The sequence below is a fragment of the Phyllobacterium sp. SL163 genome (genome assembly GCF_049896885.1).
Classification (GTDB): Bacteria; Pseudomonadota; Alphaproteobacteria; order Rhizobiales; family Rhizobiaceae; genus Phyllobacterium; species Phyllobacterium calauticae.
Map to the genome: position 1 here is coordinate 503502 of NZ_JAFCVE010000001.1, position 23385 is coordinate 526886.

Annotated in this window: 26 protein-coding genes and 1 other RNA gene; 14 read left to right on the top strand and 13 right to left on the bottom strand. The window is 61.7% G+C overall.

Translation table 11 applies throughout. The annotated features are described in order from the left end of the window. Positions 1–123 precede the first annotated feature (123 nt). On the top strand, positions 124–393 hold the full coding sequence (locus ACP7B1_RS02510; protein ID WP_175540565.1) for a DUF2312 domain-containing protein: 270 nt from the start codon (positions 124–126) through the stop codon (positions 391–393). 120 nt (positions 394–513) lie between these two features. Here ACP7B1_RS02510 and ACP7B1_RS02515 read toward each other — a convergent pair whose 3' ends face one another. Next, positions 514–1098 (bottom strand): TetR/AcrR family transcriptional regulator, encoded by a 585-nt coding sequence (locus tag ACP7B1_RS02515; protein WP_346307260.1) that lies wholly within the window; start codon positions 1096–1098, stop codon positions 514–516. Positions 1099–1254: 156 nt separating this feature from the next. Between ACP7B1_RS02515 and ACP7B1_RS02520 the strand changes: the two genes are divergently transcribed. Then, positions 1255–1686 carry a DUF3995 domain-containing protein gene (locus ACP7B1_RS02520; RefSeq protein WP_346307261.1) on the top strand — a complete coding sequence of 144 codons (432 nt, stop codon included), beginning with the start codon at positions 1255–1257 and terminating at the stop codon, positions 1684–1686. Positions 1687–1909: 223 nt separating this feature from the next. Further along, a complete protein-coding gene (locus tag ACP7B1_RS02525; RefSeq protein WP_346307262.1) occupies positions 1910–3259 on the top strand; it encodes an MFS transporter in 1350 nt (449 codons plus the stop codon). 74 nt (positions 3260–3333) lie between these two features. Here the strand turns inward: ACP7B1_RS02525 and ACP7B1_RS02530 are convergent, their stop codons facing one another. From ACP7B1_RS02530 to ACP7B1_RS02575, 10 genes are all read right to left on the bottom strand, one after another. Beyond that, positions 3334–3717, bottom strand: a complete 384-nt coding sequence (locus ACP7B1_RS02530) for a hypothetical protein (protein WP_346307263.1) — start codon at positions 3715–3717, stop codon at positions 3334–3336. An 85-nt stretch (positions 3718–3802) separates the two neighbouring features. Then, the gene (locus ACP7B1_RS02535) at positions 3803–5104 is read right to left on the bottom strand and encodes an MFS transporter (RefSeq protein WP_346307264.1); all 1302 of its coding nucleotides are present in this window, start codon (positions 5102–5104) and stop codon (positions 3803–3805) included. After that, on the bottom strand, positions 5101–5778 hold the full coding sequence (locus tag ACP7B1_RS02540; protein WP_223613688.1) for a FadR/GntR family transcriptional regulator: 678 nt from the start codon (positions 5776–5778) through the stop codon (positions 5101–5103). The genes ACP7B1_RS02535 and ACP7B1_RS02540 overlap by 4 nt, the downstream gene beginning before the upstream one ends. Positions 5779–5879: 101 nt before the next feature. Further along, complete coding sequence (locus ACP7B1_RS02545; RefSeq protein WP_346307265.1) at positions 5880–6209, bottom strand: hypothetical protein; 330 nt, start codon at positions 6207–6209, stop codon at positions 5880–5882. Positions 6210–6239: 30 nt separating this feature from the next. After that, positions 6240–7388, bottom strand: a complete 1149-nt coding sequence (locus tag ACP7B1_RS02550) for a DUF1501 domain-containing protein (RefSeq protein ID WP_346307266.1) — start codon at positions 7386–7388, stop codon at positions 6240–6242. Positions 7389–7390: 2 nt separating this feature from the next. Then, positions 7391–8782 (bottom strand): DUF1800 domain-containing protein, encoded by a 1392-nt coding sequence (locus ACP7B1_RS02555; RefSeq protein ID WP_346307267.1) that lies wholly within the window; start codon positions 8780–8782, stop codon positions 7391–7393. A gap of 75 nt (positions 8783–8857) precedes the next feature. Continuing rightward, positions 8858–9328: a periplasmic heavy metal sensor gene (locus ACP7B1_RS02560; RefSeq protein WP_346307268.1), complete on the bottom strand. Its 471-nt coding sequence runs from the start codon at positions 9326–9328 to the stop codon at positions 8858–8860. Continuing rightward, a complete protein-coding gene (locus tag ACP7B1_RS02565) occupies positions 9329–9739 on the bottom strand; it encodes a hypothetical protein (RefSeq protein WP_346307269.1) in 411 nt (136 codons plus the stop codon). It lies immediately after the preceding gene. Continuing rightward, positions 9736–10296, bottom strand: a complete 561-nt coding sequence (locus tag ACP7B1_RS02570) for an RNA polymerase sigma factor (protein WP_223613683.1) — start codon at positions 10294–10296, stop codon at positions 9736–9738. Before ACP7B1_RS02570 ends, ACP7B1_RS02565 begins: the two co-directional genes overlap by 4 nt. 18 nt (positions 10297–10314) lie before the next feature. Continuing rightward, positions 10315–10722 (bottom strand): acid-shock protein, encoded by a 408-nt coding sequence (locus tag ACP7B1_RS02575; RefSeq protein WP_346307270.1) that lies wholly within the window; start codon positions 10720–10722, stop codon positions 10315–10317. A 395-nt stretch (positions 10723–11117) separates the two neighbouring features. Here ACP7B1_RS02575 and ACP7B1_RS02580 point away from each other — a divergent pair, with 395 nt between their 5' ends. The 6 genes from ACP7B1_RS02580 to phoB all read left to right on the top strand — a co-directional run bounded on the left by ACP7B1_RS02580 (position 11118) and on the right by phoB (position 17332). Continuing rightward, positions 11118–12164, top strand: coding sequence for a substrate-binding domain-containing protein (locus ACP7B1_RS02580; protein WP_223613681.1), 1047 nt, complete (start codon positions 11118–11120; stop codon positions 12162–12164). An 89-nt stretch (positions 12165–12253) separates the two neighbouring features. Then, complete coding sequence (gene pstC, locus ACP7B1_RS02585) at positions 12254–13720, top strand: phosphate ABC transporter permease subunit PstC (protein WP_223613680.1); 1467 nt, start codon at positions 12254–12256, stop codon at positions 13718–13720. After that, positions 13717–15036: a phosphate ABC transporter permease PstA gene (gene pstA, locus ACP7B1_RS02590; protein WP_346305059.1), complete on the top strand. Its 1320-nt coding sequence runs from the start codon at positions 13717–13719 to the stop codon at positions 15034–15036. Before pstC ends, pstA begins: the two co-directional genes overlap by 4 nt. A 66-nt stretch (positions 15037–15102) precedes the next feature. Then, positions 15103–15876 (top strand): phosphate ABC transporter ATP-binding protein PstB, encoded by a 774-nt coding sequence (gene pstB, locus ACP7B1_RS02595; RefSeq protein WP_223614121.1) that lies wholly within the window; start codon positions 15103–15105, stop codon positions 15874–15876. A gap of 23 nt (positions 15877–15899) precedes the next feature. Continuing rightward, on the top strand, positions 15900–16625 hold the full coding sequence (phoU, locus tag ACP7B1_RS02600; RefSeq protein WP_105734424.1) for a phosphate signaling complex protein PhoU: 726 nt from the start codon (positions 15900–15902) through the stop codon (positions 16623–16625). A gap of 20 nt (positions 16626–16645) precedes the next feature. Continuing rightward, positions 16646–17332, top strand: a complete 687-nt coding sequence (gene phoB / locus ACP7B1_RS02605; protein ID WP_162700294.1) for a phosphate regulon transcriptional regulator PhoB — start codon at positions 16646–16648, stop codon at positions 17330–17332. Here phoB and ACP7B1_RS02610 read toward each other — a convergent pair whose 3' ends face one another. Both ACP7B1_RS02610 and ACP7B1_RS02615 read right to left on the bottom strand, forming a co-directional pair. Beyond that, a complete protein-coding gene (locus ACP7B1_RS02610) occupies positions 17333–18523 on the bottom strand; it encodes a VWA domain-containing protein (protein ID WP_346305058.1) in 1191 nt (396 codons plus the stop codon). It abuts the gene before it with no gap. A gap of 65 nt (positions 18524–18588) precedes the next feature. After that, positions 18589–19428: an AAA family ATPase gene (locus ACP7B1_RS02615; RefSeq protein WP_426136401.1), complete on the bottom strand. Its 840-nt coding sequence runs from the start codon at positions 19426–19428 to the stop codon at positions 18589–18591. 550 nt (positions 19429–19978) lie between these two features. Between ACP7B1_RS02615 and ssrS the strand changes: the two genes are divergently transcribed. The 5 genes from ssrS to ACP7B1_RS02640 all read left to right on the top strand — a co-directional run bounded on the left by ssrS (position 19979) and on the right by ACP7B1_RS02640 (position 23357). Further along, positions 19979–20135: non-coding RNA, 6S RNA (gene ssrS / locus ACP7B1_RS02620), on the top strand. A 27-nt stretch (positions 20136–20162) separates the two neighbouring features. Beyond that, positions 20163–20777 (top strand): 5-formyltetrahydrofolate cyclo-ligase, encoded by a 615-nt coding sequence (locus tag ACP7B1_RS02625; protein WP_346305060.1) that lies wholly within the window; start codon positions 20163–20165, stop codon positions 20775–20777. A 60-nt stretch (positions 20778–20837) separates the two neighbouring features. Continuing rightward, positions 20838–21662 (top strand): TIGR00282 family metallophosphoesterase, encoded by an 825-nt coding sequence (locus ACP7B1_RS02630; RefSeq protein WP_223613676.1) that lies wholly within the window; start codon positions 20838–20840, stop codon positions 21660–21662. A 66-nt stretch (positions 21663–21728) separates the two neighbouring features. Next, complete coding sequence (locus ACP7B1_RS02635) at positions 21729–22310, top strand: biotin transporter BioY (protein WP_346305056.1); 582 nt, start codon at positions 21729–21731, stop codon at positions 22308–22310. Between the two features lie 297 nt (positions 22311–22607). Continuing rightward, entirely contained in the window at positions 22608–23357 is a 750-nt protein-coding gene (locus tag ACP7B1_RS02640; RefSeq protein WP_223613674.1) for a YebC/PmpR family DNA-binding transcriptional regulator, read from the top strand. Positions 23358–23385 lie beyond the last annotated feature (28 nt).

A 23385-nucleotide genomic window follows, 5' to 3' on the forward strand; every position in this document is an offset into this window, starting at 1 on the left:
CAGCGGCGGCCGAAACCGCCCTGATCCCGACTCTATTGTCTTGACTCATTGCGCTGTGGTCGGGCATCGGAACCGCAGAGGCGGCGTTCGCGAGTCGCACAATCAATTTTTACGGAGCAAGATATGAGCATGGATGATGTAGCGCCACAGGGCGGTGTCGAGGGTGTTGCGGCTGCGGAATTGCGGCAGTTCATCGAGCGCATCGAGCGCCTTGAGGAAGAAAAGACCACGCTTCAGGACGACATCAAGGAAGTGATGGCGGAAGCCAAGGGCCGCGGCTACGACACCAAGATCATCCGCACGATCGTCCGCCTGCGCAAGAAGGACGCCAATGAGCGCAAGGAAGAGGAAGCGATCCTCGAGCTGTACATGAACGCCCTCGGCATGGTCTGAGCCTTCAGGACAAACGACGGCTGAAACGGGATTGGATGTGCAGATAGTGCCTGCACCCTATCCAATCCCGTTTGGTCAGCTGCACGGCGCGCCCTGCGGGCGGCTCGCTCAGGACGACCCCTACAAAACCCCGGCGCCGGGATATTCCCCCAGAAGATCTGCAAGCAGTTCAAGCATGCTCGCCCGGACATCGGCGAGGCCTTGCGATGCCAGAATTTCCAGGCCGATCAACGCCCCGTAGAGAATCTGGGCATTTGTTCCGCTCCGGTCTGCGGACCGGCCGCAGTTCCGGAAAAGCTGCACAAGATAGGCCAGGCGCCGTTCATCCACCGATTTGAGGATTGCCGCGGTCGTGGCGTCATGCCGGGCCCATTCGCGGATGGCGCTTTCGGTCCGGTCGCCGCCATAGGCCGAACTTGGCACGCCGGTTGCCTCGATCACCAGTGCCTGCAGCTGCTCCTGGGGCGTTGTCCCGATGGCTTCGACATTGCTGATGATGGCATCGGTCGCCAGATGCTGCCAGTGCGCCAGCATCTGCGCCTTCAGCGCCGGCACATCCCTGAAATGCCAGTAGAACGAGCCCTTGCTGACCTTGAGATCGCGGGCAATCGCCTCGGCCCGGATCGCCTGCGCGCCGCCCTGGCTCAGGGCGCGGAAGGCGGCGCTGATCCAGTCTTCGGCTGAGAGGGTCTTTCGGGTCGGCATTCCCATTCCATACGCTGGCGTATTGACGAGGGCAAGCGTCAATGTTTATATACGCCACCGTATGGTCGACTGGATTGAAGGACGTATCATGAGCAAATGCGCTGCCGCCGCTGCAATCGTGTCCCCGGTCACGCTCCACATCCTGGCGGGCAGGCCATGATGTACACTCTGGCATGGCTCGTGTTCATCGTGCTGACCATTGTCGCGGCGCTGCATCTCTACTGGGGGTTCGGCGGCCTGTGGCCGGCGCGCGATCAATTGTCCCTGGCTCGGACCGTGGTCGGGTCGAAGGGAATTTCCGCAATGCCGTCGCGCGGGGTGACCGTTGTCGTTGCCGCCCTGATCTTCACCGCCGGTGTTCTCGCCCCGATGCAGATGTCCCTCATTCCGGCGCTGTTGCCGGCCTGGCTGCTCCGTCTCGGCATGTTGGCGCTGACGGTCATATTCCTTGCGCGCGGCGGCCTCAGCTTCACGGCATTTTTCCGTAACCGGCAGGCCGAGGAGCCCTTCCTGACGCTGGACCGCCGCTATTACGGTCCGCTGTGCCTCGCCATCGGGGCGGGTTTCGCTGTGCTGCTGTTCGCCTGAATGCGCCGCACATTTTTGACTTTGAACGTTTGAAGGGCGCTGCGCGATATTAAACTTCACATGAAGCATCGCGAACGGCTTTAAATTTCTTGAACTGGCCCGGCGACGGGTATAATCGTCTCGCTGCCCACCTATCTTTTCATGATCCATTTCTCTTCCGACTGATGTGATCTGCCGGCATTCGCGTTGGGGCAGCCGCCTCAGCCGTCAGGGAGTAAAATCAATGTCCGTATCCACAGCGCAGCTGTCCATGAAGGCGCCCGCCAATTCGCGGTCCCGCGTCATCCTGGCCAGCCTGATTGGCACCACCATCGAGTTCTACGATTTCTACGTCTATGCGACCGCCGCCGTGCTGGTCTTCCCGCATCTGTTCTTTCCGCCCGGCAACGAAACGACGGCCCTTCTGTCCTCCTTCGCCATTTTCGGCGCCGCCATGGTGGCACGCCCGCTCGGTGCGATCTTCTTCGGCCATCTCGGCGACAAGCGCGGCCGCAAGATCACGCTGGTCGGTGCGCTTCTGACCATGGGTATCGCCACCTTCCTCATCGGCGCCCTGCCGACCTTTGCAACCGTGGGCTGGTTTGCCCCGGCCATGCTGGTCGTGCTGCGGCTGGCGCAGGGGTTTGCGCTGGGCGGTGAATGGAGCGGTGCGGCGCTGGTCGCCACCGAGAACGCCCCCGAGGGAAAGCGCGCGATCTTCGGTACGTTTCCGCAACTGGGCGCGCCCATCGGCTTCATCATCGCCAATGGCCTGTTCCTGATCATCGCGGCCATCCTGCCGTCGGATGATCCGTCACGGCCCTCCCTCGCATTCCTCGACTGGGGCTGGCGCATTCCGTTCCTGTTTTCCGCCGTCATGGTGATCGTCGGCCTGTGGGTCCGGCTCAACCTGGTCGAAAGCACCGCCTTCGAGAAAACCGTCAGCAAAGGCGAGATCAAGAAGGTGCCGCTGGTGTCCGTGTTCCAGTCGCATTGGAAGCAGCTCGTGCTCGGCACATTCTACATGCTTGCCACCTATGTTCTGTTCTACCTGATGACCACATTCTCGCTCAGCTATGGCCGCGCTGCCACGGCCGGACCGATTGCCGGTCTCGGCTATGACTACACGACCTTCGTCCTGATGATGATTGTCGGCGTGGTGTTCTTCGGCATCTTCACCCTGGCGTCCGGGCCATGGGCGGACCGCTGGGGCCGCCGCAAGACACTGATCTGGGTGACGCTTGCCATTATCGTGTTCGGCCTCCTGTGGGTGCCGATGCTGTCTCTGGGCAATGTTGGCGTCATGGCCTGGCTGATCCTCGGCTTCACCCTGATGGGAATGACGTTCGGTCCAATGGGCGCCCTGCTGCCGGAACTGTTCCCGGTGAGCATGCGCTACACCGGATCGGGCATTTCCTACAATGTCTCGTCGATCCTCGGCGCCGCGGTTGCCCCTTTCATTGCGATTGCGTTGTGGAAGCTCGGTGGCGGCAGCCCGTTCTGGGTTGGCGTCTACCTCTCGGCCATGGCCGTGCTGACATTGATCGCGCTGATCATCGGCAAGGAAACCAAGGACGTCGATATCGAAGCCTAGATTTCCGGTCGTTGAATACAAAAGGCGCGGCCCGCTGAAAAAGCGGGCCGCGCCTTGTTTTTATGATGATTTATTTAGTAGTTCGGATCGTAGATCAGGCGGTCGCGGCTTGCCGGGCGGTCATAGACCGGGGCGCGGTTCTGATTCTGCTTGGCAAGCGATCCGATGATCACAGCGCCGAGCGCCAGTCCGGCAACACCGGCAATGATGGCCGTGTCGCGGTTCTTGTGACGGTCGGAACGCTCGGACCGGTAGTCCCGGTTGCGGTAGTAATCCCGTTCGCGATAGTAGTCATCGCCGCGATCGCGGTAGTAGCTGTCGCGATAGGAGCGCTCGCCGGACCAGCCGCCATCATAACCATCGGAATAGTAGCCGCCAGCCTGCGCCGGAGCCGATTGGAGGCTGATTGCGCTGATCGAAACGGCAGCAACCAGAAGAGCAGCGAGTATCTTTTTCATCATGCGGTCCTCAACGTTAATTCGTTGAGCACAGATATAGAGCCCGCCGGCTGAACCGGTGATGAATGCTGCCGTTAGCTGTCGTTCACAGGGTGATGGTCCGGGCCTGCACCTGCAGGGCACGGCCGGCGCCCCAGCCGAAAATGGCAACGCCAATGCCGAGCAGCACAAACAGGATGGCCGTTGCCGCATAGCTTTCCGTGACGCTGTGGATCAGGCCGACAAGCAGCGGACCGATGGCAGCAAGCATGTAGCCGACGCATTGGGCCATGCCGGAGAGGTGCGAGGCGACATGCGAGTCGGGCGAGCGCAGCACGATCATCGTCATGGCTATGGCGATGAGCCCGCCCTGGCCGATGCCCTGGACGACAGCCCACAGCCAGACCGTGGAGAGCGGCGCAAACAGCAGGCCGAGCAGGCCGGCAACGGCAATCGTGACCAGCGCCACATTGATCAGGCTCTGATTGCGGCAACGCACGGCAATCGACGGCACGAGCAGGCAGGTGAAGACCTGCGCCATGACCGACACGGAAACCACGACCCCGGCGGTCGTTCCGTCAAGGCCGCGATCGCGCAGGATGGGCGCCAGCCAGCCGAAGACGCAGTAGGCGAGTGCCGACTGCAGGCCCATGAACAGGGTGACCTGCCATGCCAGGCGGTCGTTCCAGAGGCCGATCACCTTGAAGCCCGCATGTTTGGTGCGGACCTTGCGGGCGAGGGCCTGCGGCAGCCAGATCGCGGTGACAACCAGCGCCGGCAAGGCCCAGGCGCTGAGCGCCAGCGACCACGATCCGCCAAGCATCTTCTGCACCGGCAGGGTCAGGCCGGCGGCACTGGCCGCGCCCGCGCACAGCGCCATGGTATAGAGGCCGGTCATCATGCCGGTGCGGCTGGCGAAATCGCGCTTCACCAGACCGGGCAGCAGCACATTGCCGATGGCGATGCAGCCGCCCGCCAGCGCCGTGCCGATGAACAGCAGCGGCAGGGATTCGAGTCCGCGCAGGGCGGTGCCGAGCGCCAGCAGAAGGAGAACGCCGAGGAGCGTGCGCTCCGCGCCGATGCGCTGGGCGAGACGCGGCGCCAGCGGGGCAAACAGGCCAAGGCAGAGCACCGGCAGCGTGGTGAGCACGCCCGCGCCGAAGGATGACAGTCCGGTCTGGGCGATGATTTCCGGCAAAAGCACCGACGCGCTGGAGAAAACCGGGCGCAGATTGTAGGCGATGAGAACGAGGCTGAGGCCGAACAGAACCTGCGCGCCAGGGGTTTTGAAATCCGGCACGCGCGGCTGGGGAACGCTGTCCACCTCGGCATCGACAAGCTGTTCGGCGGCAATGTTCAGATCCGCTGCCAGGCGGCTGGGGTGTTCAGGCGGAAGATGCTGATTCATGATGCGAGCAACCGATCGAGTTCGATGAGAAGGGGAGCCATGAAGGCGCGGGCGGTGGATGCCGCCTTGTCCGGATCGCCGGATTCAATCGCGTCGATGATGGCCGCGTGGGCCGCCATATCCGGTTCGGGCAGCTCGCCCGTGACCGTGGCCCGGATGATTTCCTGGGTGGAAACCGAGAAGAATTCGTAGACTTCGATGAGGGCGAGATTGCACGAGGCGGCGACGACTGCTTTGTGGAAGGCGAGATCGTGCTCGACATAATAATCGTGCCGGGCCGTAGCGTATTCGCCGCGATCGGCCAGCAGCTGGCGCAGGTCGGCGACGACCTCCGGAGTGTGGCGCAGGGCAGCCAGGCGTGCCGCTTCGACTTCCAAGGCGCAGCGCGCCTCGACCTGGTCGCGCAGGCCGGTGCGCCTGATCCGCAACAGGCTTTCGTCCGGGTTGATGATCGAGCGGACATAGGTGCCGGAGCCCTGCTTGGTCTCGAGAAATCCCTGCGCGACGAGAACCCGCACCGCTTCGCGCACGGTCCCGCGGCTCACACCGAGCATGTCGGCGAGGGCCGCCTCATTGGGGATGCGGTCGCCGACCGGCCAGCGATTGCTGACGATTTCGGCGCGTATGTTGTCAATCGCCGTATCGGCAAGATTGGTGCGGGCGGCAGGCTGCATGGCGTAGAGGTCCCATAGTCATCAGATGACTTGATAATTATGGGACTGCGGGGCGCCTGTCAAGGCGCCCAGATGGACAGAGACTGGCGGAGACTGGCGTCTCAGCGGTATATCACGATCGGCCGGCGATGAACGATGATGGGAGCCGGGCGCTCGATGATAACGGTTCTTGGCCCGAATGCTTCGAGCGGGAACCAATAGCCGCGATAGAAGCGGTAGCCCGGCCGGTAATAGCCGTAGCCGCGGTGGCCATTGTAGTAATAGCCGTCGTGCCAGCCGTAATAGCCGTGCCGCCAGTAGACGGGCTCGGCCTGGGATTGCAGGTGTTCGCCCTGTACCGGCAGGAGCGGCAGGGCGCTGGCGGTTTGTGCTCCGGCAAGCGTGGCAATGGCGACAAGACCGCCGGTAATCATGCTCAGGATGGTTCTCATGATAGCCTCTTCAAAGGGTTGGTTGGTGGTTCACGTTCTGATCAGCCCTTGCAGGGACCGGTCAAAGGGGCGGTTCGGAAAGAGCGTTTGCATGGTGCGCTCGGGTTCGAGACCAAAGGTTTCTGCGGCAAGCGCCGCGATCAGCGCGTCAAGATCCATGGTGGGTTTCAGGTCGCGGTTTTCATAAAGTGCATTCGGGGCAAGGCCCGGCCAGTCCGCCAGGATGCGTCCGCCGTTGACGGCGCCACCGAGGATGAGCGCGGTTGTCGCGGTGCCATGGTCGGTCCCGCCGGTGCCGTTGGCGGCGGCGGTGCGGCCGAATTCGGTAGCCACCAGCACGGTAGTCTGCTGCCAGACGTCGCCAAGCCCGTCGCGCATGGCATCGATCATGGCATCGAGCGCCTTGAGCTGGTTGGCAAGCCGGTTCTCCTGGCCGCTATGGGTATCCCAGCCGCTGGTTTCGATCATGGCGATGCGCGGGCCGTCAGGCCTGACAAGCGCCTCGGCGGCGGTTCTGCCGGCGGCGGCGGGATTCTGGCGGGATTCCATGTCGTGGAACAAGCCGCGCGCTTCCATTGCCGCGCTCCAGACCGGATGAAACTGCTGGTCCCGGTCGTAGAGCTGCGCCACCCGCAGCAGGAGATCGTCGGATGCTTCCGGCAGGTTCGAGGGTGCGTAGGAGGTAACGTCAGCCGCGCCGCGCAGGGCAGCCGGTATGGTCGGCGCAAAGGCAATGGCCTTGTCAGCCGATTTCGGCAGCAGCGTTACCAGCCGGTTCAGCCAGCCATCCCGGATCTGGTAGGGGCTGGTGCCGCCGGTCTCCAGGACATTCTGGCCGTCGAAGTGTGAGCGCTCGCGGTAGGGTGAGGCGACGGCGTGCACGAACAGCGCCTGCCGGTTGCCGTAGAGCGTTCCCATGCCGGTGAGCGCGGGATGCAGGGCGAACATGCCGTCGAGCTTGATGGCGTCTGAAGTCTGGATGGCGAGGCCGCCGCGCAGCTGCGCATAGGCGGGGTCGGCATAGGGCACAACGATGTTGAGGCCATCGGCGGCGCCGCGCTGGATGATGAAGACGAAGCGGCGGTCGCTCGCCACATTGGCAAAGACGATACGCGGCGCCACGAGCATCGATCCCGCCCCGATGGCGGCCAGACGCAGAAAATCCCGGCGGTTGGTCATGCTCATCTCCGTTGAAAATCAGGTGAAACAAGCAGAAGGGCGATGCCCGTCTGGACGGATTCGGCGCGGTTGATTTCCGTTGCCGTGCTGTCGGTCAGCGCGTTTCCGAGCAGGTTGTTCGCCAGCTCTTCCGGTTTCAGCGACCGGTCCGCCCTTGCCGCCAGCCTTTGCGAAACCTCCACCCGCCGCACCAGGGCATCGGGAGCCAGCCAGCTCGCCGCGATATCGTCGTAACCGGCGGGTGAACGTGGCAGCCAGACCGGCTGGCCCAGCTGGTTCAACAGGTTGGCGGCGTTGGCCTTGCCAAGGTCGGGATAATCCAGCCCGCGCATGGCTGAAACCAGCCATTCCCAGGGAGTCTTGATCTTGGTAGACGGCACTGCCCATGCCTCCGGTGCTTCGACGAGCGCTCGATACACCGCCGGTAAATCACCGCCGGAGGCAAGAAACGCCTTGCTGATCCGATCAATGGCTGCCTGCGGGGGTGTGTCGGCGATGAAATGGCGGCAGAGCTTTGTGGCGATGTGGTTTGCCGTTGCCGGATCGCTGGCCAGATCTTTCAGGACTGCGCCTGCCTGATCCTCACCGGTTGCGCCGTAGACGCGGCGGCGGATCAGCCGCTTGCCCGGCTGATGCAGGCCGGGGCGATACTGAAATACACCGGCCTGACTGGCATCGGCCTTGCCGCCCATGCGTCCGGCGGACCAGCCGGTGAGGGCCAGGGCGAACTCCGTGACATCCTTCTGCGTATAGCCGGACCCGACGCCGACCGTGTGCAATTCCATGATCTCGCGGGCCAGATTCTCGTTGATCCCCGGCAGTTCGCCGGCATTGCGCCGCTTGGCGCGCGTGGCGAGGGGGCTGTCGGGACCCGCCGAACGGATCTGGTCGAGATAGATCAGCATGGCCGGATGCTGCTCGACGGCAAACAGCAGGTCGGTGAAGCGCCCGGTGACATGGGGGCGGATCGCGTCCCGCTCAAAGGCGCCGGCAAGGCTCAGCATTGCGGGATTGTCGGCCGACACGGCAAAATGGTTCGACCAGAAATGCACGAGCGCTTCCAGGAACGGCGTGGGCGTTGCAAGGGCATTGCGGCTGCGCGCGTCGATCTCGCCGCGGTAAAGCAGGCGGGCCGCCTTGTTCAGCTCCTTGCGCAGGGCGATTTTCTCGTCGCCGTCGAGCGCCTGCAGCTTTTGCCGGTCACTGGCATACTGCGTCGCGATTTCGGGTGTGGTCTGGAGCTGGGCAAACGCTGCCGGGCGCGGTTCGTAGCGGCCGATCTGATCGAGCAGCCAGTGCCTGGGGTCGGCTGGGAGCGGTTCGCTAGCCCGCTTTCCCAAACCGAAGCGATTGACCGCAATGGCCGCCGCCGCATCTGTTGCCGTTGTAACCATGGTCTTCTCCGTTCGCAGCCTGTCTGGCATTGACAGTCATTGAACGGGGGCACCGGAAAATTCCGTCGCGGGCATTCATTGTTTTTTTGCCGGCGTCTGCCGCAAAATGACATTGCGCTTTTTCAAACCCTCGACGAGCGTCTTGCGGTCCTCCGGCGACAGGCTTTCGGCAAAGGCAACGATGGTCTGCTCGATGCGTGTCCGCAGGGCGAAATCGGCTTCGCGGGCTTTGGTCAGTTCCGCGTTGACCGCAGCCGGATCGATGACATCCTGTGCCAGCAGCCGGGCAATCTCGGCACGGCTTGCCCGTCCGGCATCGGCCAGGGGTCCATTGTCCTTGCGGGCCGCTGCCAGATTTTGCCGCAGTGCCTTCTGTTGCTCCGGCGTCAGATATTCGGCGGCAAAGCGAACGCCGCGCCGGTTCTCCGTCGTCCAGGAATGGCCGAATGTGTGCCAGATGTAGCCGCCGCCGATCACGCCGCCGGCAATGAAGACATTGAGGGCAAGCGAAGCGACGAGAAGGATGTTGCGTGACCGTTCACTCATTTACTCTTCCAGTTCATCAGAGATGTTGAAGGCGGTGACCGCATAGGCCTGGTCCTCATATCCGCGCGATTCGGCGGAATGAATGACGCCGATGAGAAGGGCGCCGGTGATCGCGCCCGCCAATCCAATGCCGGCGAGCCCGGTGCCCTGCCACCAGAGACGGGCGCGCTTCCAGCCGGACCAGGACCTGCCGGAGGAGGCGATGATGCGTTCGCGCAGCGCAGCCTCCGCCGGGGCGGTCCGGTACTGCGCCAGCATCCCGTCGAGTTCCGCCGCCAGCCTGAGCGCCGGCTGGGCGATATCAGGATGCTCCCTGATGAAGGCGACGGCGCCGGCCTGTTCGGGCGGCGGCCAGCGCCGCACCTCGGCACCATAGATCTCGGTCAGTTCCTGAAAACGTTGCGGGGTCATTTTGCCTTCTCCTGTTGGGCAGTCTCTTCCAGGGCTGTCCGCAAATTGCGCCGGGCACGGGCCAGAAGGCTCTCCAGGGCTTCAATGCTGATATCCATGATCTGCGCTGCCTCGATATTGCTGAACTCCTGATAATATTGAAGCACGATGGCCTCCCTCTGCCGGTCGGGCAGGGAGGCGAGGGCCCGTTTGATCCGGTCGCTTTCGTCCCGGGTTGAAAGCGACTGTTCCGGGTCGGGGGCTGGATCTGCCCTCTCGGGTGTCTCGGCCACCGGTTGTTCCCGGTGCCGGCGCAGGCGGTCGTAGCAGAGATTGAGCGTGACCCGGTGCAGCCATGTATCAAAGGTCGCCCGGCCGCTCTGCCAGCTGCCCGCCTGCCGCCACAGCCGGATAAAGGCTTCCTGGGCGACGTCCTCGGCTTCATTCCGGTCGCCAAGCATCCGCGCCGCCAGGGCGAGCAGGCGCGGCAGCTTGCGTGTCACCATGGTTCGGACGGCCGCATCGTCATGCTGGCCGATCTTCACCAGCAGTTCTTCATCCGTGTTGCGATTGTCCAAGGTTTTGCACGCTTGCCGTTACTCCTGTGAACTGTCGGTGGCGCCCTTCTTGTGTCCGTGGCGTTCCTCTTTGGTCAATTGGCCATCGGAATTTGTGTCGAGGCGCTCAAACCGCTTCTTCGCTACAGTATCCATTTCCGCCGTATCGATGAAGCCGTCATGATTTGTATCGATCCGGTTGAACACCGCCGTGGGATCGCGCTTGGCATTCTTTGCGGCGGGGCGCTTCAGCCACTCCTCGAGCGAGAGTTTGCCGTCGCCGTCTGTATCGAATTTGAGCAGCCGCGCCCGGGTGGCGGCCTGATATTCGGCCAGCGAAATTGTGCCGTCGCCATTGGTGTCGGCCTTGGGTGCCGCCATCGCCAGGGTTGCGGGCAGGGACAGTGGCACCATGGCAAGAAGAACCGCAGCTACTTTCGATTTCATCAAACTTTTCCTTTCAGCAGACTGTCATTTGTCGTGACTTAAACGGCGGGAGCGGGACAATCCGTCGCTTGCGCGGAATTTTTTTGAAACCGCAGCGGGGGGACGGTATTGTCCCCCTGCGGCGTATGGCAGGGTTGCCTGCGCGAGTGTCGCAATTGAGCGTCATGAACCCACTGGAATCGTTGAGCTTATCTTCACTGTGCCAAGCTGTGCAAAATCCATAGACGGTTAACTTGATGGTTTTAGAAGGAATTTTGATTCCGCCGCGGGCGCGGCTCACGCACAGGCCGCGCTACAGAACTGTAACAATAGTGTCATATGACTGTTATATTGGTTCTATAGACGGCAGACGACGTCGGAGGCGTCACACAGTTAATCCAACAGGAGCTGCTCCTATGAACAAGCTTATTTCCACCACTGCTCTGATTGCGATCTCGGTGATTGCCACGACAGTTGGCGCATCCGCTCGCGACCAGATTCAGGTCAGCGGTTCATCCACAGTGCTGCCATATGCCAAGATCGTCGCCGAAGCTTTTGGCGAAACATTCCCCAAGTTCAAGACCCCGGTCGTTGAATCCGGCGGTTCGGGTGCCGGCATCAAGGAATTCTGCAAGGGCGTTGGTGAAAACACCATCGATATCGCCAATGCCTCGCGTCCGATCAAGGACACCGAGTTGAAGTCCTGCGTTGACGCTGGCGTCAAGGACGTTGAAGAAATCCGCATCGGTTATGACGGCATCGTGTTCGCGACCGACATCAAGGGCCCGGATTGGGCGCTGGAGCCAAAGGACGTCTATACCGCTCTTGCTGCGCAGGTCGTTGTCGACGGCAAGCTGGTTGCCAACCCGAACACCAAGTGGAACCAGGTTAACCCGAAGCTGCCCGATTGGGACATCGCCGCCTACATTCCTGGCGAAAAGCACGGCACACGTGAAGTTTTCGAAGAGAAGCTGATGACTGGCGGTTGCAAGGCCACCGGTGCAGCCGATGCGATCAAGGCTGCCGGTCTTGACGAAAAGGCCGCTGCTGCTGCCTGTATCGCTGTCCGCAAGGATGGCAAGGCTATCGACATCGACGGCGACTATCCGGAAACACTGGCTCGCATCGATGCCAACAAAACAGGCGTTGGCGTCTTCGGTCTGGCCTTCTACGAAAACAATGCGGACAAGCTGAAGGTTGCAACCGTCAACGGCATCAAGCCAAGCACGGAAACCATTGCCACCGGCAAGTATCCGGTTTCGCGCCCGCTGTTCTTCTACGTCAAGAAGGCGCATCTCGGCGTCATCCCCGGCCTGAAGGAATATGTGGACTTCTTCCTTGCTGACCAGATGGTCGGTCCGGATAGCCCGCTGGTCGAATACGGCCTGGTTGCTGCACCGGATGCAGAGCGTGAAGCTCAGCGCTCCGCATTCGCCGCCGGCAAGACCATGGCTGGCAAGTAAGCCGATAACCGGCGCGGACAGAACCCTGTCCGCGCCGGATATTTCTCGGGGCCTATGCTCTCGTTGCAGGACAGATCGGGGAAGCGTTGATGTCCACCTTGTTGGTTTTAGTGATTGTCGTTGCGATTGGTCTTGTCGGGTTCTTTCTTGGACGCCAGCGTGCCATCAGCAAAGATGACAGAAGTGTCAAAGCCCATTCTCTGCCGCACTATCACGGCTGGTGGGTTTTTCTGGTTTCCGTATTGCCAGCAATTATCTTCATCCTGGTCTGGGCCATCGGGTCGAGCTTCTATATCGAGCGCCAGGCCATCAACAGCCTGCCGGTGCACAACAGCGAAAGCGTCATTGCTAGCCAGAGCCTCGAGCTTGGCATGGTCGGCGGCATCGCGCGGGGTCTCGACAAGCTGACGGACCAGGAGCGGGCGAACCTTCCAACCACGTTCTCCGAATTGCGGCCGCTGCTGTCGAGCAAGGGCGTGGCCCTGGCGACGGAAGGCCAGGACTTCATGATCCCCGTTGCCGTGCAATGGAACAAGAGCACGGCGCGCGCGCATAATATCGGCGCGGTGGTGGCCATTGTCCTTGCAGTTGCCGGTGCGATCTTCGGTCTGTCCGGCGTCAATGTCCGCACGCGGGCCCGCAACAATGTCGAGCGGATCATCCTCTGGGGACTGCTCGCGGCCTCGACCATCGCCATCCTGACGACGGTGGGCATCGTTCTGTCGATGCTGTTCCAGACCATCACCTTCTTCCAGTCCGTAACCCCGTCGAGCTTCTTCTTCGGCACCGTATGGGATCCGCGCTTCTCCGCAGCCGGCGGCAATGGTGCGCAGGGTCAGTTCGGTCTCATTCCGCTGCTTGCCGGCACGCTCTATATCGCGCTGGTCGCCATGCTGTTCGCCGTGCCGGTCGGCTTGTTCGCCGCCATCTACATGGCCGAATATGCCAGCCGCAGCGTGCGCTCTGTCGTCAAGCCGCTGCTTGAAGTGCTGGCGGGCATCCCGACGATCGTCTACGGCTTCTTTGCCCTTGTCACCGTCGGACCGTTCCTGCGCGATATCAGTGCTGCCATCTCGGGCGGCTATCCCTTCATCATGGCGCAGAGCGTGCTGACCGCCGGTATCGTGATGGGCGTGATGCTGATCCCTTTCGTTTCCTCCCTGTCGGACGACATCATTACCGCCGTTCCGGGGTCGCTGCGTGACGGATCGCTCGGGCTTGGATCGACCCGTTCGGAGACGATCCGCCGCGTCGTGCTGCCTGCCGCATTGCCCGGCATCGTCGGCGCACTGCTGCTCACCGCATCGCGTGCCATCGGTGAAACGATGATCGTGGTTCTGGCAGCCGGTGTTGCGGCGAATCTCAACATCAATCCGTTCGACGCCATGACGACCATCACCGTCAAGATCGTCAACCAGCTGACAGGCGATCTCGAATTCAATTCACCGCAGACGCTGGTGGCATTCGCCCTTGGCCTCACCCTTTTCTTCATCACGCTGGCGATGAACATTTTCGCGCTATACATCGTGCGTAAGTACCGGGAGCAGTACGAATGACCGACACAACACTCAATCCTGCGGCAGTTGCTCCGGCAAAGGTCGTCCGGCGCGACATCGGTCTGAAGCGCCGCTATGCCGCCGAGCGCCGGTTCAAGATTTACGGCATCACCGCGATTGCCATCGGCCTGTTCTTCCTGGTTGCGCTGCTCTACTCGGTGATTTCCAACGGCTACACGGCGTTCTGGCAGACGGAGGTCAGCCTCTCGGTCAAGCTCGACGAGAAGGTGATCGACCCCGCGAACAAGCGTGCGACCGACCCGACCGTTCTGCTCACCGCGAACTATCCGATCCTGGTGCGCAATGCCCTTGCCGAAAAGCTGGGCGTCAGCCTTGACGACAAGCCGGCGATCCGCGAACTGAGCAAGCTTGTCTCCGACGGCTCGCGCAGCCAGCTGCGGGAACTGGTTTCAGGAAATCCGGCACTGATCGGCACGACGCAGACCCTCTGGGTGCTGACCGGCGGCGACATCGACTCGGCCTTCAAGGGCCAGATCGACCTGAGTGTCGATCAGGCCAACCGCAAGGTATCGGACCGTCAGGTTGCCTGGATGAACACGCTGGCCAAGGAAGGCGCCATGGCGCAGCGCTTCAACAGCGGCCTGTTCACCTTCGGCGCATCGAGCCGTCCGGAAACGTCGGGTCTCGGTGTGGCCCTCATCGGCTCGCTCTACATGATGCTGATCGTTCTGTGCCTTTCCCTGCCCATCGGCGTGGCCGCATCGATCTATCTGGAAGAATACGCCAAGAAGAGCCGCCTGACAGACATCATCGAGGTCAACATCAACAATCTCGCCGCGGTTCCGTCCATCGTCTTCGGTCTGCTCGGGCTGGCCGTGTTCATCAATTTCTTCGGCCTGCCGCGCTCCGCATCGCTGGTCGGCGGCCTGGTGCTGACGCTGATGACGCTGCCGACGATCATCATCGCCACCCGTGCGGCCTTGCGCGCCGTGCCGCCATCCATCCGCTCGGCGGCACTGGGCATCGGTGCCTCGAAGACACAGATGGTGTTTCACCATGTGCTGCCGCTGGCCGCCCCCGGCATCCTGACTGGCACGATCATCGGCCTTGCCCACGCGCTGGGTGAAACAGCACCGCTGCTGCTCATCGGCATGGTGGCCTTCGTTGCCAACTATCCGGTCACGCCGCTTGATCCGTCAACCGCCCTGCCGGTGCAGATCTACATGTGGGCGAACGAAGCGGAGCGGGCCTTTGTCGAGCGCACATCCGGCGCTATCATCGTGCTGCTTCTGTTTCTTGCAGTCATGAATATCGGGGCCATCATTCTGCGTCGCCGCTTCGAGCGGCGCTGGTAGGTAAAACGGGAGCGAACAATGAATCTCATGACAGAACGATCTCTCGAAAAAGCGGTAAACGACAAAATGAGTGCACAGGTCAATACGATCAAAATGCAGGGCAAGGATGTCACCGTTCACTACGGTGAAAAGCAGGCCCTGTTCGGTGTCAGCCTCGATGTGCCTGAGAAGATGGTGACGGCGCTGATCGGCCCGTCCGGTTGCGGCAAGTCGACCTTCCTGCGCTCGCTGAACCGCATGAACGACACGATCGAAGGCTGCAAGATCGGCGGCAAGATCACGCTCGATGATGAGGATATCTACAATCCGAAAATCGACGTGGTCGAGCTGCGCGCCCGGGTCGGCATGGTTTTCCAGAAGCCCAATCCGTTCCCGAAGTCCATTTTCGAGAACGTGGCCTATGGCCCGCGCATCCATGGTCTTGCCAAGAACCGGCACGAGCTGGAGGAAATCGTCGAGAAGAGCCTGCGCCGCGCCAGCCTGTTCGACGAGGTAAAGGACCGCCTGCATGAAGCCGGCACCGGCCTTTCCGGCGGCCAGCAGCAGCGCCTGTGCATCGCCCGCGCCATTGCCGTCAGCCCGGAAGTCATCCTGATGGACGAACCATGCTCGGCGCTCGATCCGATTGCCACGGCAAAGGTCGAGGAGCTGATCGACGAACTGCGCCAGAACTACACCATCGTCATCGTCACCCATTCGATGCAGCAGGCGGCCCGCGTTTCGCAGCGCACCGCCATGTTCCATCTCGGAAATCTCGTCGAGGTGGGCGATACGGAAATGATGTTCACCAATCCGACGGAAAAGCGCACGCAGGACTACATCACCGGACGCTTCGGCTAATCACGGGAAACAGGGATAAGAATATGACCGAGTCGCAGCATACCGTCCGTTCCTATGACGACGAACTGAAGTTCCTGACGCACAAGATCGCCGAAATGGGCGGCCATGCCGAACGCATGGTCGAACAGGCCGTCACCGCCATGGTGAACTCCGACAACGCGCTGGCCCAGCGCGTCATTTCGGATGATCTCATCCTCGATGCCGGACAGCGCGAGATCGACGAAAAGGCCATCACCATCATCGGCAAGCGCCAGCCCATGGCGATCGATCTGCGTGAGATCATCGGCGCCATCCGCATTTCCTCCGACCTCGAACGGGTCGGCGACCTCGGCAAGAACATCGCCAAGCGGGTTGTCGCCGTCACCGATACACGCCAGACACTGTCGGTCTATCGCGGCCTGCAGACCATCGCGGAACTCGCCCTGACGCAGCTCAAGGACGTGCTCGACGCCTATGCGACACGCTCCGTGCAGCAGGTCAACATCGTGCGCGAGCGCGATGACGAAATCGATGCGCTGTATACCTCGCTGTTCCGCGAACTCCTGACCTACATGATGGAAGACCCGCGCAACATCTCTGCCTGCACGCACCTTCTCTTCTGCGCCAAGAACATCGAGCGCATCGGAGACCATGCGACGAACATTGCTGAAACGGTCTACTACATCGTGACGGGTGCCCAGCTTCCGGCCGAACGGCCCAAGGAAGACCAGACCCACAGCATCATCGTCGATGAAGCCAGACAGCCTTAAACAGAATCAGGATTCCAGCAATGGCGATCGCTCCCAAAATCACTGTTGTCGAAGACGAGGAAGCGCTCAGCGTCCTTCTCCGGTACAATCTTGAAGCCGAAGGCTATGTCGTCGAGACAATCGCACGCGGTGACGAGGCGGAAATTGCGCTGCGTGAAAAAGTGCCGGATCTGCTCATTCTCGACTGGATGCTGCCGGGCCTTTCCGGCATCGAACTCTGCCGCCGCCTGCGGGCACGGCGCGAGACGGAAATCCTGCCGATCATCATGCTGACGGCGCGCGGCGAAGAGAGCGAGCGGGTGCGCGGCCTTGCCACCGGCGCCGATGACTACATGGTCAAGCCGTTCTCCACCCCGGAACTGCTTGCCCGCATCAAGGCCATGCTGCGCCGGGTCAATCCGAGCCTGCTGTCGCATGTGCTCAGCTTCGGCGACCTGAAGCTCGACCGCGAGCAGCACCGCGTGTTCCGCAAGGAACGCGAGCTGAAGCTCGGGCCGACCGAATTCCGCCTGCTGGAATTCCTGATGCAGTCTCCCGGCCGGGTGTTCTCGCGCGGTCAGCTCCTGGACAATGTCTGGGGCGCTGACATCTATGTGGACGACCGTACCGTCGACGTGCATGTGGGGCGGCTGCGCAAGGCCATCAATATCGGCCGCTCGATCGATCCGATCCGCACCGTGCGCGGTGCTGGGTACTCGTTCGGGTAATCAGTGCCTGCGCGAGAGTTCGCGCGTCGCTCCTTCGATGCCCGCCAGGGTCATGGGATACATGCGATGCGCGAAAATCTTGCGGATCATCGCCGTCGAGGCGGTGTAGTCCCAGTACTGTTCCTTTGACGGATTGAGCCAGGCGGCGTTCTTCCAGTGGTCGAGCACCCGGCCGAGCCAGACCGCCCCGGCCTCCTGGTTCCAGTGTTCGACTGATCCGCCCGCATGGGAAACCTCGTAGGGCGCCATGGCGGCATCCCCGACGAAGATGACCTTGTAGTCCGGTCCGTATTTATGGATGAGATCGAGCGTCGGGATTTTTTCCGCGTGGCGGCGGCGGTTGTCCTTCCACACGCCCTCGTAGAGGCAATTGTGGAAGTAGAAATATTCCATGTGCTTGAATTCGGAGCGGACGGCGGAGAACAGTTCTTCTGCGATCCGGATATGTTCGTCCATGGAGCCGCCCACATCGAAGAACATCAGCAGCTTGACATGATTGCGCCGTTCGGGCCGCGTCTGGACATCGAGATAGCCGTGTTCGGCGGTTGACCTGATGGTGCCCGACAGGTCGAGCTCGTCATCGGCGCCTTCGCGCACCCAGCGGCGCAGCCGTTTGAGGGCAACCTTGATGTTGCGGGTGCCCAGCTCGACGCTGTCGTCGAAATTCCTGAATTCGCGCTTGTCCCACACCTTGACCGCACGGCGGTTGCGGCTTTCGTCCTGGCCGATGCGCACGCCTTCCGGATTGTAGCCATAGGCACCGAAGGGTGAGGTTCCGGCCGTGCCGATCCATTTCGAGCCGCCCTGATGCCGGCCCTTCTGCTCCTCAAGCCGCTGGCGCAGGATTTCCATCAGCTTGTCGAAACCGCCCAGTGCCTCGATCAGCTTTTTCTCTTCTTCGGTGAGGTGTTTTTCGGCCAGCCGGCGCAACCATTCCTCGGGCAGATTGGCAATGTCGATGCCGCTCTCGCCGCCGAGCAGTTCCAGCCCCTTGAACACGTGGCCGAAGACCTGATCGAAGCGGTCGAGATGGCGCTCGTCCTTCACCAGGGCGGAACGGGCGAGATAGTAGAACCCTTCCACATCATAGGTCACCAGCCCCGCATCCAGCCCCTCAAGCAACGTCAGATATTCCCGCAGCGATACGGGAATCTTGGCCGCCTTGAGCTCGAGGAAGAAGGGGAGGAACATTGTGGGACCCTTTTATTGCAAGCGATGAACGATGCCGGTTCTCTCGATGGGGCGGATGGCGAGCGTCATCCCTGCCTCCTCGCCATGAAGGCCAGCCGCTCGAACAGATGCACGTCCTGCTCGTTCTTCAGCAGGGCGCCGTGCAGTTTCGGCAAGGCGTTCTTCGGGTCGGCCCGCAAATCTTCCGGGGCGATGTCGTCGGCGACCAGCAGGCGGATCCAGTCCAGCGCTTCGGATGTCGACGGCTTCTTCTTCAGGCCGGGCACATCGCGGATCTCGTAGAACTGGGTGAGGGCGGCGCGCACGAGGTTCTGCTTGATGCCGGGATAGTGCACCTCGACGATCCGGGTCAGCGTCTCGACATCCGGGAAGCGGATATAGTGGAAGAAGCAGCGGCGCAGAAAGGCATCGGGCAGTTCCTTCTCGTTGTTGGAGGTGATGATGACGATGGGCCGGTGTATGGCGCGGATCGTTTCACCGGTTTCGTAGACGTGAAATTCGTTGCGGTCGAGTTCCTGCAGGAGATCGTTCGGGAACTCGATATCCGCCTTGTCGATCTCGTCGATCAGCAGCACGACTTTCCTGTCGGTGGTGAAGGCATGCCACAGCTTTCCGGGCTTGATGTAATTGGCGATGTCGTTGAACTTGGCATCGCCAAGCTGTGAATCGCGCAGGCGGCTGACGGCATCATATTCGTAGAGGCCCTGCTGCGCCTTGGTGGTGGATTTGACGTTCCATTCGACCAGTTCCAGATCGAGCGCCGCCGCAATCTGCCGGGCAAGCTCGGTCTTGCCGGTGCCGGGTTCGCCCTTGACCAGCAGTGGCCGTTCAAGCGCAATCGCCGCATTGACCGCCACCATCAGATCCTTGTCGGCCACATAGGCCGCTGTACCTTCAAACCGCATCGCATTCCCTTTCGTGATCGACAAAGATTAAGGGGCGTGCCGGAGGAGGGCAAGAGCCGTCCGGGAATGCGGCGATATGGTTTTCCCGTTGCCACGCCCGCTGTCGCGTCTGGCTGTTGAAAGGTGGGAAAGACGGGCGGTCCCTGGAACGCGGGTCTTGGGTGTTCTGGTATGCTATGCTTGCGATCCTGGGGACCACCCGCCCCGGCGTTTTTGAGAGCTTTGCCCAATGCGCATCCATTGAGCCAAACCTCCCCGGCCGCACAGGTTTTCCTCCCTGTGAAGCCGAAGCGCCGATCCTTTCCCGACTTTCGAAGGTTTCCGGAAGCATTCCCGCCGGAAAGGACACGAGAAGGATAAGCGCGGATGGGAGAACGTGGATAAGTTGATGTGATTTTTTGTGATGGAGGTCTTTCACCCCCTCTGTCCGGCAGCCCAGAGGGGGGGTGTCCCACACCTCCACAATGATTATGCGACAAAGATTGTGCGGGGAGGGAAAATCGTTTGCCGCGCACTGGTGCAATGCCTGCATCCGTCCTATATTCGGATCGGCGCTCTGCGCTTCTCGACAGGAGAGACATATTCCCCGGGGCCTTAATGATCCCTTAGGGAGCTGTCCCTGAGGAGGCCCGTGGGCTTCTTCACACGGCACCCACCTACTTTGTAGGTTCCCGGGATCGACTTCTCCATCGGTTGTGTGGACGCCACTTTTGTTTCATCCCGAGCCGGTTCGCGTGCCGGCGCCCCATGAAATCAAGCCCGTGCAGCACCACTCCCCCATCAAAGAGCTGAAGAAGAAACTGCGCCTGGAGGCCCTTGGCCGCCGCGATGCGCTGACGACGGAATTCCGCATCGAAGCCTCGATGCGCATTGCGGATTTCGGTCTGGCGGCGCTTGCCGTCGATGCGGGCACCATTGTTTCGGGCTTCTGGCCGATCCGCTCGGAGGTGGATCTGCGCCCGCTGTTGTTCGGCCTGCGCGAGCGCGGCGCCCGGCTTTGCCTGCCCGCTATCATCGACAAGCAGACCATCCTTTTCCGTGAACTGGTGCGCGGCGCGCCAATGATCGATACGGGCTTCGGCACGGCGGGGCCGCCGCACGACGCAGCGGTGCTTGATCCATCCTTCATGCTGGTGCCGCTGGCGGCTTTCGACGTCAGGGGGCACCGCATCGGCTATGGGGCGGGCTACTATGACCGGGCCATCGCGCATCTGCAGATCAAGGGCGTGAACCCGCGCCTGATCGGCGTGGCGTTTGACTGCCAGCAGGTTGAAACCGTACCCGATGAGCCGCATGATGTGCCGCTGGAGGCGATCCTGACGGAAAGCGGGTTGCGCCGCTTCGGCTAGACAGATAAATCGATCATTTCAGGCCCGGGCAAGGACCGGGCTCTCTTTCAGGATGTGCGCGTGAGATTACTGTTTCTTGGGGATATGGTGGGGCGTTCTGGCCGGACGGCGGTCTATGAGCAATTGCCGGGACTGATATCCGACCTGAAGCTCGATTTCGTCATCGTCAACGGCGAGAACGCGGCGGGCGGCTTCGGCATCACCGAGGAAATCTTTCACGACACGATCAATGCCGGGGCCGACGTGGTCACGACAGGCAATCACGTCTGGGACCAGCGGGAAGCGCTGGTTTTCGCCTCACGCGAACAGCGGTTCCTGCGCCCGGCGAATTTCCCGCTCGGCACGGCCGGCAAGGGCTCCGGTGTGTTTCTCGCCAAGAACGGCGCGCGCGTGCTTGTGTCCAACATCATGGGCCGCGTCTTCATGCATCCGGATCTGCATGACCCCTTCACCATCGGCGAGGAGATTCTCGCCGCCTGTCCGCTCGGCGAACAGGCCGATGCCGTTGTGTTCGACTTCCATGCGGAAGCCACCAGCGAAAAGCAGTGTTTTGGCCATTTCGTCGACGGCCGCGCCAGCCTCGTCGTCGGCACGCACACCCACGTGCCGACCGCCGATGCGCAGATCCTCAATGGCGGAACGGCCTATATGTCCGATGCCGGCATGTGCGGCGATTACGATTCATCGCTCGGCATGGACAAGGAAGAACCGCTGAACCGCTTTCTGTCGAAAGTGCCGAAAGGCCGGTTTGAAGCCGCCAGCGGCAAGGCGACGATCTGCGGTGTCGGTGTGGATATTTCCGACCGCACCGGACTTGCCGAAAGGATTTCTCCCCTGCGCATTGGCCCGCGGCTGGAAGAAACCATTCCCGCCTTCTGGAAATAGCTCGATACAACCCGGCGCAACCAATCACGCCCGATTCTGTAACACTCGTTTGAGGATAGACCTTCCATGACCCAGACTGCATTCCCCACCGCTTTCGTCCCGCTGAGGCTGGCGAACCGCTCCATTGCTTTCAAGGCTCTGGCCGTTCTGATCGGCACGGCCTTCCTTGCCGTCAGCTCGTGGATCGAAGTGCCGATGTTTCCGGTGCCCGTCACCATGCAGACATTTGCCGTGACGATGGTCGGCGCGCTTTACGGCTGGCGTCTGGGTGGCCTGACAGTGCTTGCCTGGCTAGGTGAAGCGATGATCGGCATGCCAGTTCTGGCCGGCGGTGCCGGCGGGTTCCTTTATTTCGCCGGACCGACTGTCGGTTACCTCGCGGCCTTCCCGGTCGTCGCCGTTGCCGTCGGCTTCCTGGCGGAACGCGGCCTGACGCGCAACCCGTTCGTATCGGCTGCGGTCATGCTGTTCGGCAACCTGCTTTGCCTCGCCCTCGGCGCCTCGTGGCTGGCGCATCTCTTCGGTTTCGAAGCGGCCTGGGCTTCCGGCGTTGCGCCGTTCCTGATCGGTGCCGTGCTGAAGTCGGCCCTGGCTGCGGCTGCGATCGAAATGCTCCGCCGTTCGGGCATTGCAGCGCGCCTGTTTTGACCATCCGCCAGCGTGCACATCACCTTCTGTGCACGCTGATCTCTATCGGCAAAGGCCATACACCGGCCTTTGCCGGCAATGACGATAAAATCGTCGCGCGGCTGTTTCCAAAGCCGGCTATGGCGATATGCGGCTGCAACTTCCCCCATTGTGATCGCGCGGGTGCTGGACGAGACGCCGGTTTTTACCTATAAGGGCGCCATTCCAGACGCCTGTTTCCGCCTGAACTGCCTGCAGACTTGGTTCGCAGGCTTCCGAGGGAAACGGCAGAACCATATCTAAGCACGCAGGGGTGCCATGGCAGGCCATTCACAGTTTAAAAACATCATGCACCGCAAAGGGCGTCAGGACGCCGTTCGGTCGAAGATTTTCTCCAAGCTCGGACGCGAAATCACCGTGGCCGCCAAGCAGGGTCTGCCGGACCCGGCGATGAACCCGCGTCTGCGCCTCGCAGTGCAGAACGCGCGCGCCCAGTCGATGCCGAAAGACAACATCGAACGCGCCATCAAGAAGGCCGCGGGCGGCGACGCCGATAATTACGAAGAAGTGCGCTATGAAGGCTACGGCCCGGGCGGTGTTGCCGTCATCGTCGAAGCGCTGACGGACAACCGCAACCGCACCGCATCGAATGTGCGTGCCGCATTCACCAAATCAGGCGGTGCGCTGGGCGAAACCGGTTCGGTCGGCTTCATGTTCAGCCGCGTCGGCGAAATCACCTACAAGCCGGAAGCCGGCAGTGCCGACAAGATCATGGATGCGGCGATCGAGGCCGGTGCGGATGACGCGCAGACCGATGAAGACGGCCACACCATTCTTTGCGCATTCGAAGACATTGGCGATGTGTCCAAGGCGCTGGAAAGCGCGCTCGGCGAAGCCGAGTCCATCAAGGCCATCTGGAAGCCGCAGACCACGGCGCCGGTCGATGAGGAAAAGGCCCAGTCCGTGCTGCGCCTGATCGCAACACTCGACGACGATGATGACGTGCAGAACGTCTACGCCAATTTTGAAGTCAGCGACGAAGTTCTGGCCAAGCTCAGCGCCGCCTGATTATCTGACGAGGTTCCCAAAGAAGCCC

Bases quoted from the DNA above. Each gene is read 5' to 3' on its own strand.
- ACP7B1_RS02640 (WP_223613674.1), top strand. From the start codon at position 22,608: ATGGCAGGCCATTCACAGTTTAAAAACATCATGCACCGCAAAGGGCGT.
- ACP7B1_RS02560 (WP_346307268.1), bottom strand. From the start codon at position 9,328: ATGAGTGAACGGTCACGCAACATCCTTCTCGTCGCTTCGCTTGCCCTC.
- ACP7B1_RS02545 (WP_346307265.1), bottom strand. From the start codon at position 6,209: ATGAGAACCATCCTGAGCATGATTACCGGCGGTCTTGTCGCCATTGCC.
- phoB (WP_162700294.1), top strand. From the start codon at position 16,646: ATGGCGATCGCTCCCAAAATCACTGTTGTCGAAGACGAGGAAGCGCTC.
- ACP7B1_RS02555 (WP_346307267.1), bottom strand. From the start codon at position 8,782: ATGGTTACAACGGCAACAGATGCGGCGGCGGCCATTGCGGTCAATCGC.
- ACP7B1_RS02615 (WP_426136401.1), bottom strand. From the start codon at position 19,428: ATGCGGTTTGAAGGTACAGCGGCCTATGTGGCCGACAAGGATCTGATG.
- ACP7B1_RS02540 (WP_223613688.1), bottom strand. From the start codon at position 5,778: ATGCAGCCTGCCGCCCGCACCAATCTTGCCGATACGGCGATTGACAAC.
- ACP7B1_RS02520 (WP_346307261.1), top strand. From the start codon at position 1,255: ATGATGTACACTCTGGCATGGCTCGTGTTCATCGTGCTGACCATTGTC.
- ACP7B1_RS02515 (WP_346307260.1), bottom strand. From the start codon at position 1,098: ATGCCGACCCGAAAGACCCTCTCAGCCGAAGACTGGATCAGCGCCGCC.
- ACP7B1_RS02530 (WP_346307263.1), bottom strand. From the start codon at position 3,717: ATGAAAAAGATACTCGCTGCTCTTCTGGTTGCTGCCGTTTCGATCAGC.
- ACP7B1_RS02610 (WP_346305058.1), bottom strand. From the start codon at position 18,523: ATGTTCCTCCCCTTCTTCCTCGAGCTCAAGGCGGCCAAGATTCCCGTA.
- ACP7B1_RS02565 (WP_346307269.1), bottom strand. From the start codon at position 9,739: ATGACCCCGCAACGTTTTCAGGAACTGACCGAGATCTATGGTGCCGAG.
- pstB (WP_223614121.1), top strand. From the start codon at position 15,103: ATGAGTGCACAGGTCAATACGATCAAAATGCAGGGCAAGGATGTCACC.
- ACP7B1_RS02635 (WP_346305056.1), top strand. From the start codon at position 21,729: ATGACCCAGACTGCATTCCCCACCGCTTTCGTCCCGCTGAGGCTGGCG.
- ACP7B1_RS02535 (WP_346307264.1), bottom strand. From the start codon at position 5,104: ATGAATCAGCATCTTCCGCCTGAACACCCCAGCCGCCTGGCAGCGGAT.
- pstC (WP_223613680.1), top strand. From the start codon at position 12,254: ATGTCCACCTTGTTGGTTTTAGTGATTGTCGTTGCGATTGGTCTTGTC.
- ACP7B1_RS02580 (WP_223613681.1), top strand. From the start codon at position 11,118: ATGAACAAGCTTATTTCCACCACTGCTCTGATTGCGATCTCGGTGATT.
- phoU (WP_105734424.1), top strand. From the start codon at position 15,900: ATGACCGAGTCGCAGCATACCGTCCGTTCCTATGACGACGAACTGAAG.
- ACP7B1_RS02510 (WP_175540565.1), top strand. From the start codon at position 124: ATGAGCATGGATGATGTAGCGCCACAGGGCGGTGTCGAGGGTGTTGCG.
- ACP7B1_RS02550 (WP_346307266.1), bottom strand. From the start codon at position 7,388: ATGACCAACCGCCGGGATTTTCTGCGTCTGGCCGCCATCGGGGCGGGA.
- ACP7B1_RS02575 (WP_346307270.1), bottom strand. From the start codon at position 10,722: ATGAAATCGAAAGTAGCTGCGGTTCTTCTTGCCATGGTGCCACTGTCC.
- ACP7B1_RS02525 (WP_346307262.1), top strand. From the start codon at position 1,910: ATGTCCGTATCCACAGCGCAGCTGTCCATGAAGGCGCCCGCCAATTCG.
- pstA (WP_346305059.1), top strand. From the start codon at position 13,717: ATGACCGACACAACACTCAATCCTGCGGCAGTTGCTCCGGCAAAGGTC.